The sequence below is a fragment of the Frankia sp. CcWB2 genome (genome assembly GCF_977927585.1).
The window spans coordinates 1-10,323 of sequence record NZ_CDWRCM010000053.1 but is presented as its reverse complement, the minus strand read 5'-3'; the positions used below and the strand labels follow the sequence as shown (position 1 = coordinate 10,323).

Genomic DNA, 10,323 nt, shown 5'->3' with positions numbered 1-10,323 from the left:
ACTTCATTACGTCCCCCTAGTGTCCAGCACGGCAACCGGAGCGACGCGGGCAAGGACCACGCGGGCAGCGAGAACGCCGAGGGGAACGAGAACGCCGAGGGCGCTGGGGACAACAAGGACAACAGCCCAGGAGCCGGCGACGCCGGGGAGCTGGATCGCCCGAATGGCGCCAACGGCCGGGTGCGGTCGCCCGGCCGGGACGGGACGTGGTGGCGCCGGGCCGTGCTGTACGAGGTGTACCTTCGCAGTTTCGCCGATTCCGATGGTGACGGGGTCGGCGATCTGGAGGGGCTGCGGCGGCACCTGCCCATGCTGGCCGAACTCGGCGTCGACGCGATCTGGATCACACCCTTCTACTCGTCCCCCATGGCCGACCACGGGTACGACGTCGCCGACCATCGCGGCGTGGATCCGCTCTTCGGTGACCTCGCGGACCTCGACGCCGTGCTCGCCGACGCCGCCGAGGCCGGACTCGCCGTGCTGATCGATCTCGTGCCGAACCACTCGAGCTCGGCGCACCCGGCGTTCCAGGCGGCGCTCGCGTCCGCGCCGGGCAGTCCCGAGCGGGAGCTCTACATCTTCCGCGACGGCCGAGGCCCCAGCGGCGAGCAGCCTCCGAACAACTGGGAATCGGTGTTCAGTGGATCGGCCTGGACGCGAGTGGCGGACGGCCAATGGTACCTGCACCTGTTCGACGCCGAGCAGCCCGACTGGAACTGGGATCATCCCGCCGTCCGCGCGGACCATGCCGCGACGCTGCGGTTCTGGCTCGATCGGGGGGTCGACGGGTTCCGGATCGACGTGACCCACGGGCTGGTGAAGGACACCGAGCTACGGGACAACCCGCCCGGCGCCCTGTTGGCTCCGGACAGCGGGTTCCGCGAGGAGCACGAGCCCCGGGTCTGGGACCAGGACGGGGTGCACGAGATCTACCGCGAGTGGCGCGCGATCACCGACGAGTACACCGCCCGCGACGGGCGTCCCAGGGTCCTGATCGGGGAGACCTGGGTGCGCGACCCGGCCCGGCTCGCCCGCTACGTGCGACCGGACGAGCTGCACCTGACGTTCTCGTTCTCCCTGCTGAGCATCCCCTGGTCGGCGGCGGCCTGGCGGGCCGCCATCGATGCCGAACGCGCCGCGCTGACGGCGGTCGGCGCGCCGGGCACCTGGGTGCTCGCCAACCACGACGTGGTGCGTCCGGCGACCCGTTACGGCGGCGGTCCCACGGGGACCCGCCGCGCGCGCCGCCCTGCTCACGCTGCTCGCACTGCCCGGCACCGCGGTGCTGTACCAGGGCGACGAGCTGGCGCTGCCGCAGGCCGAGGTGCCGCCGGCCGCCCGTCGCGACCCGATCTGGACGCGGTCCGGGGGCACGTCGCCGGGCCGGGACGGCGCCCGGATCCCCCTGCCGTGGTCGGGGGACACGCCCCCTTACGGATTCACCTCGGCCAGCGCCGACCCGTGGTTGCCGCAACCCGCCGACTGGGCGGACCTCGCGGTCCTCGCGCAGGCGGCCGACCCGATGTCGACCTGGCTGCTCGTGCGCAGCGCGCTCGCCCTGCGCCGTGCCCTCCCCCACCTGCGTGGCGACGACCTGCGCTGGCGGGACGACGCCCCGGCCGGATGCCTGGCCTTCGACCGCCCCGCGCCGGCAGGCTCGTCGGTGCCCCCGGCCCCGCCCACCTCGGTGGGGCCGGCCAATATGACCTGCGTGATGACGACCGAGGGGGAGGTGGCGGTTCCGCTGCCCGGACGGCTGGTGCTCGCCAGCGGACCGGTGGGGTACGACGACGCGACCCTGACGCTGCCCCCCGACACGACGGCGTGGATCGCGCCCCGCGACGGCTGAGAACACCCGTCGCCCGGATCGGGCCGCACCGCGTGCCGCAGAATGGACGAGTGAGCCAGTCTCCTCCGCGCACTCTCCCGGTCAGCTCCTTCTACGACGCCGCCGGCGGCGAACCGACGTTCCGGAAGCTGGTCGCGCGGTTCTACCAGGGTGTGGCAAACGATCCGGTACTGCGCCCGCTCTACCCGGAAGAGGATCTGACCGGCGCTGAGGAGCGCCTGCGCATGTTCCTCATCCAGTACTGGGGTGGCCCGACCGACTACCAGGAGCAGCGCGGGCATCCTCGGCTGCGGAGGCGGCACGGCCCGTTCGCGATCGGCCCGGCGCAGCGGGACGCCTGGCTGAAGATCATGCGGGCCGCGGTCGACTCCCTGGACCTGCCGCCCGATCTCGACAGGCAGCTCTGGGGCTACCTGTCGATGGCGGCGAACTCGCTGCAGAACCGCCCCGACTGACCGCTCGGTGCCCGCGGGCACAGCCGGGCAGCCGGGCGGCCGGCCCGGGTGCGCTCTCAGTCCCGGGTGAGCTTGCGGTAGGTGACGCGGTGCGGGCGGGCCGCCTCCTGCCCGAAACGATCGATCTTGTTGGTCTCGTAGTCGGCGAAGTTCCCCTCGAACCAGAACCAGCGCGCCGGGTCCTCGTCGGTTCCCTCCCAGGCCAGGATGTGGGTGGCGACCCGGTCGAGGAACCAGCGGTCGTGGGAGATGACCACGGCGCAGCCGGCGAACTCCAGCAGCGCGTCCTCCAGGGAGCGCAGCGTCTCCACGTCGAGGTCGTTGGTGGGCTCGTCGAGAAGCAGGACGTTGCCGCCACGCTTGAGGGTGAGCGCGAGATTCAGCCGGTTACGCTCCCCGCCGGACAACACACCGACGGGCTTCTGCTGGTCGGGCCCCTTGAACCCGAACGACGACACGTACGCCCGGCTCGGGAAGTCGACCTTGCCGACGACGATGTGGTCGAGGCCGTCGGAGACGACCTGCCAGACGTTCTTCTTCGGGTCCAGGCCCGAGCGGGTCTGGTCGACATAGGCGATGTCGACGGTGTCGCCGATGACGAGCTCCCCGGCGTCCGGCGCCTCCTGCCCGGTCAACATCTTGAACAAGGTCGTCTTACCGATGCCGTTGGGGCCGATCACGCCGATGATGCCGCCGCGCGGCAGGGTGAACGACAGGTTGTCGATGAGGAGCCGGTCATCGAAGCCCTTGGTGAGCCCCTTGGCCTCGATAACCTGGTTGCCGAGCCGGGGGCCGGGCGGGATCTGGATGTCCTCGAAGTCGCGCGGGCGCGCCCGGTCCGCCTCGGCGGCCAGCTCCTCGTAGCGGGCGAGGCGCGACTTGCTCTTGGTCTGGCGGGCCTTCGGGTTGGACCGGACCCACTCGAGTTCCTGGGCGAGTACCCGGCGCCGCTTGGCGTCCTTCTGGCCTTCGACCTTCAGCCGGGCCGCCTTGTTCTCCAGGTAGGTGGTGTAGTTGCCCTCGTAGGGCAGGGCACGGCCCCGGTCGAGCTCGAGGATCCAGCCGGCGACGTTGTCCAGGAAGTACCGGTCGTGGGTGACGGCCAGCACGGCGCCCGCATAGCGGGCGAGGTGCTGCTCCAGCCAGGCGACGCTCTCGGCGTCGAGATGGTTGGTCGGCTCGTCAAGCAGGAGTAGGTCGGGAGCCTCGAGCAGGAGCTTGCACAGCGCGACCCGGCGGCGCTCACCGCCGGAGAGCAGGGTGACGTCGGCATCGCCGGGCGGCAGCCGCAGCGCGTCCATGGCCTGGTCGAGCTGGCTGTCGAGCTCCCAGGCGTTCGCGGCCTCGATCTTGTCGATGAGCTCGGCCTGCTCGGCAAGGAGGGAGTCGAAGTCCGCGTCGGGCGCGGACATCTTCTCGTTGATCTCCTCGTAGCGGACGAGCACCCGGCGGATCTCGCGCACGCCGTCCTCGACGTTGCCGCGGACGTCCTTGGTCTCGTCCAGCGAGGGTTCCTGGGCGAGCATGCCGACCGTGTAGCCGGGGCTCAGGGTCGCCTCGCCGTTACTCGGCTGATCGAGGCCGGCCATGATCTTGAGCAGGGACGACTTCCCCGCGCCGTTCGGGCCGACTACCCCGATCTTGGCTCCGGGGAGGAACGACAGGGTCACGTCATCGAGGATGACCTTGTCGCCATGGGCCTTGCGCGCTTTGCGCATCTGGAAGACGTACTGCGCCATGCCATCAACCCTAGGGCATCGCGCCCGCGTTCCTCACAGCGGTGATCGGTGGCCCGTCGGCCGACGCCGGGGACCGGGCGGATCATCGGGTCCGCCCGGTCCCCGGACGGCATCCGGTGGGTACCACACCACAAAGAAGGGCACGGACTGTGGGGGCGACCGCTGCATGGGGGCGACCACTGAAACGGAGATGACGAGCGCGGGGAGGACGGCATGCTCGCGAGTGACCATCGGCTCGGGCTGGCGGCCGAGGCGTTCATCTTCGGATATCCCCTGGTCAGCAATGTCCGGCTGAGCGTACGGACGGCGGCTGAGGGAATCGGGCCGATCCGGCCCGCCGGGTACAACGCCTTCGCTCACGAGACGGAACCGCCCGCGCCACTGTCCTGCTTCGTCAGCGTCGACAACGACGCCCTGTGCTCGGTGGCCGAGGTCGACCTCACGCCGGGTCCGCTGGTCCTGCGGATCCCCGACACGCCGGATCGTTACAGCGTGATGATCTTCATGGACGCCTGGCGGAACAACTTCGCCTACGTGGGACGGCGAACCACCGGCGGACGGGGTGGGCGCTATCTGCTCGTCCCGCCGGGCTGGACGGGCAGCGCGCCCGCGTCGCTGGCCCGCATCAAGGCGCCGACCCGGCTGCTGACGCTGATCAACCGGTTTGGCTTCGACGGCCCGGCGGACATCGCGGCGGTGTCCCGGCTGCAGGAGGAACTGGACCTGAGCCCGCTGGATCCCGAGGCCCGCCGCGCGGAGGGACCGCCGGAGCACTCGAAGAGGGTCTGTGACGACCTCCGGTTCTGGGAGGAGCTGCGCATCTGGCTGCGCGCCTATCCTCCGTCGCGGGCCGAGGCCGAGTACGCCCGCCACTTCACCTCGCTCGGGATCCTCAACGATCCTTCGCCGTACATCGACCCCAACCCGGGCCTCGCCTGGTCCCTGCGCACCGGGCTGCGCGCCGGCCGCGACGAGCTCGAACGGGTGGCGCACGCCGGCCGGGCGCTGACGAACGGCTGGGCGAGCACCCCGCATGCCCTCGACTTCAACCTGGACCGACTCGGACCAGGCACGATCGACGATCCGGCCTGGCGGATAAGCGATCGGGCACAGGCCCGTCTCGCCCGGGCGATGGCCGCCCGGCTGCCGCGGGGCGCGACGCACGGCTACGAGGAGATCCAGGCGAGCCGTGCTATCGACACGGACGGCCGTCAGCTGAGCGGGGCCCACCGGTACCTGCTGGAGCTGGTGCCGCCGCCGCAGGCCGCGTTCTGGTCGCTGACAATGTACGACGCGCCCGAGTACTACCTCGTCGAGAATCCCCTGCACCGGTATTCCCTGCGGAGCGGCGACCGCGATCTGCGCCGCGGTCCGGACGGCTCGGTGCGCATCCTGCTCCAGAGCGATCCCCCCGGAGGACGGCCGGCCGCTTGCCAACTGGCTGCCCGCGGCAGTCGGTGATTTCCGGCCCGTCCTACGGATCTACGAGCCGGGGACTGACGTCCTCGACGGAACGTACATGCTTCCTCCCATCCGCCGCATCGACCGATCACCGGGCCGACCGATCACCGGGGGATCGGGGCGCCGGGGCAGGCAGGTTACCCGGGCGGGCAGGTCAGCCTCGACGATCATCGATGATGATGCGCAGCGGCGGCCGCCGCCCCTCGCCGACCTCATCGACCTCCCCCAGGGATCCGAGCACGGTGACCGGCGGGCCGGCAGCCGGCCGGGAACCGTCCGACCGGGAACCGTCCCGTGCGGCCAGCCGCACGGGCAACACCTGATGATCAAGGAAATGTTCCCGTCCGGAAGGGCTCGTCGCGTAGTAGGCCACGGTGATGGAGGTGCCCCGGCCGTCCCGCACGGTGCTCGCCGACGGACGGCCGAGGGATCCGGAATGCACCGGGGACCGGCCGGAGTCGTTGCGGTCCGTCGTGGTGCCGCCGGGGCTGTCCGTGCCGCCGGCGATGTTGGTGATACTGGTGATATTGGTGACGTCGGTGATATCGAGGCCGTCCGCGTCGACGGTGAGGATCATCGAGGTGGGGATCCGCGGATGGACCGGAATCGACAGGCGGCGGGCACCCTCGGTGAGCACGACGCGGGCGGAACGGGCGCCCGCGGGCGCGGCATCCACTCGCAGGGTCACCGCCACCCGCCTGCCGCTCCTGACCGCCAGCCGTTCGACCCGCGCGGTGGAAGGCGAGGCGGGTGAGCGGCCGTAGGCCGATGCCAGGCGGAGCAGGTAGGCCGGGCGGTCCGCGTGGTCAGCGGCCACGATGAGATCGTCGACCCCCCGCGACACGGCGAACAGGACGGGACCGTCGAGCTTCGGCCCGTTCGCGGTCACCGGAGTGGGATGCCCGAGAAACGGCGGGTTCACCGCGACGAACACGAGCGGGTCGCCCGGCAGCCGATCCAGCATCGCGCTGAGGTCACGGTCGTGCCCGGTGAGCGTGAGGTTGGCGCGCACCGCCCCGACCAGGACGACGGCCGTGAGCGCCAGGATGGCGGCGCCGGTCCCCGCGACGGCGGTGAGCCCGAAGCGGTGCCCGCGGGCGAAGACGGCTTCGCCGGCCCTGACCAGGCCCTCCGCGCCGAGGTGGACGAGCGGGATGAGCACCGGGACCAGGTAGAAGGGGCCGACGTAGCGGATGCCGCCCCACAACTCGGCCGCGTTCCACGCGCCCCAGAAGCCGACGTATCCGCCCAGGAAGAGCAGCCCACCCGCACCCAGGACCGCGGCGGGTGCGGACAGCTGCCGCCGAGCCGCCACGACGATCGCACAGCCGGCCAGCACTACTCCCCCGCAGGCCCAGCCGCCGAACAACCACAGGTGGTCGCCAACCGACTGCAGCCCTTCGACCAGGCCGAAGTCGTGCCTGCCGTCGCCGGGATACAGCTTGCGCAACCCGAAGCCGATCTTGTCGTCGGGTTCGAGGAGCGCGAACGGCAGCCGCAACGGGTCACCGGTGGCGGCGGCGTTGCTGAGCAGGACGAGCACCATGGGCGCGGCGAGCCCGCAAAGCAGCCACCGGCACAGCCACCAGCGCCCGCCCGTGGAGGTCAAGACCAGCCAGATCGCGAGCGGAGCCAGGAGCAGGACGACGTCGTACGGCCGCACCGCCGCCGCCACGCCGAGGGCGAGGCCCGCGACGACCACCGGTGCCGCCCGTCGGCGGCGCCGTCCCCGCAGCACTCCCAGGACGGTCACCTGCAGCAGCACCAGGGTCGGCAGGTAGCTCAGCACCATCGCGCTCTGGAGGATCACCAGCGGGGAGAAGGCGAGCAGGGTCGCCGCCAACGCCGCGGTCCGCCGGCTGCCAGACAGCTCGGCGCCCAGTAGGTAGGTGACGACGACCGCCGCCATGACGATCATCGCAAGCGCCGGATCGATGCTTCCCGTCAGCACGATGCCGATCGCGAAGATCGCGGGTACGAAGGGCGTGTACTTCAACACGTAGTGATCGCCGACAACGGTTCCCAGCCATGGCAGGTAGGACGGCGCCGGGTCCGGGGCGGGCGGGAACAGGCGGCCCTCGGCGAGGGTCCTGGCATGCAGGAGGTAGATGCCCTCGTCGTTATTGACCGACAGGAACGGGAACACGGTGTGCCGGAGGACGACGGCGACCGCCGCGCTCAGGACGGCGAGCACCATCACGTACCGGGCGGGCCCCGAGATACTCGCGAGACGAACGCGCAGCCGCTGGACGGGAGCCCGCCGACCGTGAGCGTCGTCGGAAGCCGGCGGCCCGGCCGGCGGTTGTTCGCCGTCCGGCCGGGACCGCGGCGTGTCGTTCCGGGGCTCGGCATCACCCCTGGGCGCGGCGACGACCACCGATCCGGGTGTCGCGTGCGCAAGGCCGCTCTCCAAGCCGGGACTCACGACAACCTGCGCATCGATGACGTCGAAGGGCGCCTGCGGCTCTGTCCCGGGTTCGGCGGAGACAGGCCCCGTCGGCCCCATCTCGTGCCGGCTGCTCATCCACGGCACGGTACCCAGCGCCCTTGGCCGCGCCGGACGCAGGTCGGTCCGACCCGCCCTCCAGGTCCCCGCCATCGACGGCTGGACGATCAGGAGAGGTCATGGGAGGAGGAGGGAAACGACTGCCAGGGTGAATCGTCGACCGTCACCGCGGACGGGCGCGGTCCGCCGGGCGCCACACCCGCGCCCTGGAGCCGCCCGGCACCCGCCGGCGGTCCCGCGACCATCGACGCCATGGCCGTCGCGGCAGATGCCGCTCCGGCCGCATCCGCATCCGCACCAGCGACCGGGAAGCCGGCCAGAGCGCCGTGCTCGGATCCCACCAGAGCGGACGGATCACTGGGAACACCCGTCGCGGCCGCCGCCCCCGCGGGGGCGGAGCCCGGGCGACGGGCAAGTCGCTCCGAGCGAGCCGCATGCCAGGTGAGCTCGGTTCCGACCGCATCCGCGTCGATCTCGTAGGTAACCCGCCGTTCCCCTTCGCCCGTCTCGAACGACCGCTGCCGCAGCCGGCCGTAGACGAGCGCACGATCACCCCGGACGAGGCTGGCAGCGACGTTGTCCGCGAGCTGGCGCCAGCAGGAGACCCGCAGGAACAGCGTGGTTCCGTCGACCCAGCGGCTCTCGGAACGATCGAACCGGCGGGGCGTCGACGCGAGGCGGAAGGTGCATATCGACGCACCGTTGGCCGCCATCCGATGATCCGGATCGTCGACCAGGTTGCCGACAAGCGTGATGGTCGTCTCGAGCATGGCGTGCTCCTCGGGTCAGGGACGGATCCGCCGGGCTGGCCGCGAACGGCCTCTCCCACAGTGAGCCGTCACGGCGGCTTCGGAAACCCTCGGTTGGTCGTCTGTGGATAACGAGGGTTCACCCACAGGCCACGCATCCCCGGACGTGCGCGCACCGGCACGCCGACGCTCGGACCCCACGCCGGTCCGCGACGCCTCCCGTTTGCCCGCCTGCCGCGGACGCCTCAGGAGTCGAAATGAAATAACTTGCGCGTTTCGAACCCTCCACAGGCCTGTGACCTGCGATGATGCTCTCGATCACGTATTTGTTACTTCATTACGTCCCCTCAGCGTCGTACCTCGGCCTTCCCCGGAGCTCGACCTTCCCAGGAGACGGTGCCCATGTGTTCGATGCCTGGTCGAACCTTGCTACCCTGTTGTAGCTTCCCGGTGGGCCCATCCCCTGCAAGCGCGCCCGTAGCTCAGTGGATAGAGCGAGTGCCTTCTAAGCACCAGGTCGCAGGTTCGATCCCTGCCGGGCGCACTCAACCTCGCCGTTTAAGATCGACATGCGCCATGACCTGCACCTTGAGTGCTCATGTAGGGGCGGATACCCGAACAGGGCCGGGGAGTGCAGCCCGTCGACCTGCCGCTTTGGGTTCGATTCTTGCTGGGTTCCACACCCAGGCCGCTGCCGATCAGGCGTCCATGGCGCGGGCCGAAGGGTGCGGTCAAAGACCGGCCGCGTCGAGGTGGGCGATGAAAGGTGGGTCTACGTCTGTGTTCGGTGCGCAGTTGGCCGACGTAGGTGCTGAACCCGGCGACGTCACCGAGGGTGAGGTGGGCCTCGCGCAGATCGCGGAGCAGGCTGACCGCCGTCTGGTAGCTACGCTTACCCGCCGTGACGAGGACACGGGTCTCGATCAGCCTGCCTCGACGCAGGGCTCCCACCGCCAGACCTCGAAGGGATCGGCACCCGGTTCCGCGTCACGCTGTGGACCCAGCGCGTCCAATCACCGACCCTGGACGACAGGGACCGCGCAATCCTCGCGGCCATCCCGACCGGCGGCGCACTCACCAGCGAAATCGCCAACGCGATCGAGTTGTCCACCCGCGTGACGAGGACCAGGCTCATCAAACTGGTCGACCGCGGACTCGTCCGTGAACTCGGCGCCGGTCCACGGAACCCGAAGCGACGCTACTACCGCTCTCCGTAGCCGACCCGGCAACGCTGGCAGGTCGTACACGCACCGCCCACGCATCCTGGGGCGCACACCGAGACCGAGAGGACCGACCTTCCAACTTAGAAGCAAACTCTGAAGACCACTACTTCCGAGCGATTCCGAGCCTGGACGCGCCACCGTGGCTCAGGAGCGCCCAGCGTTCCGGTTCCCGGCGTAGCCCGCCCGGCGGATTTTCGCGTGGGCAGGTCCAACAGACACGGTCGGGCCGTTGACCTGCAGACTCAGGTTCACATTAGTGCTGGTTGGGTGCACAAACCCCTGTGCCACAGCGCTTTTCACCTCGGCGGGCCGTCGCGGCGAGCCCCGCGACGGCGCGGAAA

6 protein-coding genes, 1 tRNA gene and 1 pseudogene are annotated in these 10,323 nt (G+C 70.6%); 5 read left to right on the top strand and 3 right to left on the bottom strand.

Translation table 11 applies throughout. The annotated features are described in order from the left end of the window. Positions 1-180: 180 nt before the first annotated feature. A pseudogene (locus tag ACY45C_RS08085) lies at positions 181-1,849 on the top strand (glycoside hydrolase family 13 protein). Next, entirely contained in the window at positions 1,825-2,304 is a 480-nt protein-coding gene (locus ACY45C_RS08080) for a globin (RefSeq protein WP_462187003.1), read from the top strand. Before ACY45C_RS08085 ends, ACY45C_RS08080 begins: the two are co-directional and overlap by 25 nt. Before the next feature lie 56 nt (positions 2,305-2,360). On the opposite strand, the gene ettA is transcribed toward ACY45C_RS08080, so the two are convergent. Continuing rightward, complete coding sequence (ettA, locus tag ACY45C_RS08075) at positions 2,361-4,043, bottom strand: energy-dependent translational throttle protein EttA (RefSeq protein ID WP_462187002.1); 1,683 nt, start codon at positions 4,041-4,043, stop codon at positions 2,361-2,363. Positions 4,044-4,256: 213 nt separating this feature from the next. Here ettA and ACY45C_RS08070 point away from each other — a divergent pair, with 213 nt between their 5' ends. Then, positions 4,257-5,504, top strand: coding sequence for a DUF1254 domain-containing protein (locus tag ACY45C_RS08070; protein WP_462187001.1), 1,248 nt, complete (start codon positions 4,257-4,259; stop codon positions 5,502-5,504). 154 nt (positions 5,505-5,658) lie between these two features. On the opposite strand, the gene ACY45C_RS08065 is transcribed toward ACY45C_RS08070, so the two are convergent. Both ACY45C_RS08065 and ACY45C_RS08060 read right to left on the bottom strand, forming a co-directional pair. Further along, positions 5,659-8,028, bottom strand: coding sequence for a DUF7846 domain-containing protein (locus ACY45C_RS08065; RefSeq protein WP_462187000.1), 2,370 nt, complete (start codon positions 8,026-8,028; stop codon positions 5,659-5,661). An 89-nt stretch (positions 8,029-8,117) separates the two neighbouring features. Then, positions 8,118-8,780, bottom strand: coding sequence for a single-stranded DNA-binding protein (locus ACY45C_RS08060; protein WP_462186999.1), 663 nt, complete (start codon positions 8,778-8,780; stop codon positions 8,118-8,120). 284 nt (positions 8,781-9,064) lie between these two features. On the opposite strand from ACY45C_RS08060, the gene ACY45C_RS08055 reads away from it, so the two are divergent. Beyond that, on the top strand, positions 9,065-9,202 hold the full coding sequence (locus ACY45C_RS08055; protein WP_462186998.1) for a hypothetical protein: 138 nt from the start codon (positions 9,065-9,067) through the stop codon (positions 9,200-9,202). A 28-nt stretch (positions 9,203-9,230) separates the two neighbouring features. Further along, a tRNA-Arg gene (locus ACY45C_RS08050) sits at positions 9,231-9,303 on the top strand. Positions 9,304-10,323: the final 1,020 nt, after the last annotated feature.

Bases quoted from the DNA above. Each gene is read 5' to 3' on its own strand.
- ettA (WP_462187002.1), bottom strand. From the start codon at position 4,043: ATGGCGCAGTACGTCTTCCAGATGCGCAAAGCGCGCAAGGCCCATGGC.
- ACY45C_RS08070 (WP_462187001.1), top strand. From the start codon at position 4,257: ATGCTCGCGAGTGACCATCGGCTCGGGCTGGCGGCCGAGGCGTTCATC.
- ACY45C_RS08065 (WP_462187000.1), bottom strand. From the start codon at position 8,028: ATGAGCAGCCGGCACGAGATGGGGCCGACGGGGCCTGTCTCCGCCGAA.
- ACY45C_RS08060 (WP_462186999.1), bottom strand. From the start codon at position 8,780: ATGCTCGAGACGACCATCACGCTTGTCGGCAACCTGGTCGACGATCCG.
- ACY45C_RS08055 (WP_462186998.1), top strand. From the start codon at position 9,065: ATGATGCTCTCGATCACGTATTTGTTACTTCATTACGTCCCCTCAGCG.